Origin of the sequence: Christiangramia aquimixticola (assembly GCF_048285835.1) — a bacterium.
GTDB classification, from domain to species: Bacteria; Bacteroidota; Bacteroidia; order Flavobacteriales; family Flavobacteriaceae; genus Christiangramia; species Christiangramia aquimixticola.
Map to the genome: position 1 here is coordinate 1 of NZ_JBLVTL010000157.1, position 320 is coordinate 320.

Genomic DNA, 320 nt, shown 5'->3' on the forward strand with positions numbered 1-320 from the left:
GATTTTTCGAAAGAAGGTAAGAGGAGGCTCATAGTGCAGCGCGTTATGACCCAGGTTGACAAAGAACCTTTCAGAAGCATTTTCCAGCAGGGTTCTCATATGGTCTCTCAGCTGTTCAAGCAATGGGTGTTCCCCGTAAATGGCTCTACAGTCAAAAAAAGTTGAATAACTCATCGTGGTCTCCTGCGAGGCATCGGAAGTCCATTGGTCATAGTTTCTCTTCCAATGCGAAAGTGAATGGGTCCACTTGGGATTCATCGCCATCAAATCTCCATCACAAAAGTCGATACCAATCTGATCCAATGCCGTGGAGACCCGAG

1 protein-coding gene is annotated in these 320 nt (G+C 46.6%); it reads right to left on the reverse strand.

Annotated elements, in window-relative coordinates; genetic code table 11:
• Positions 1-320, reverse strand: a 320-nt coding sequence (locus ACNKXV_RS13925) for a DUF294 nucleotidyltransferase-like domain-containing protein (RefSeq protein WP_417908320.1), incomplete at both ends; no start/stop codon positions are given.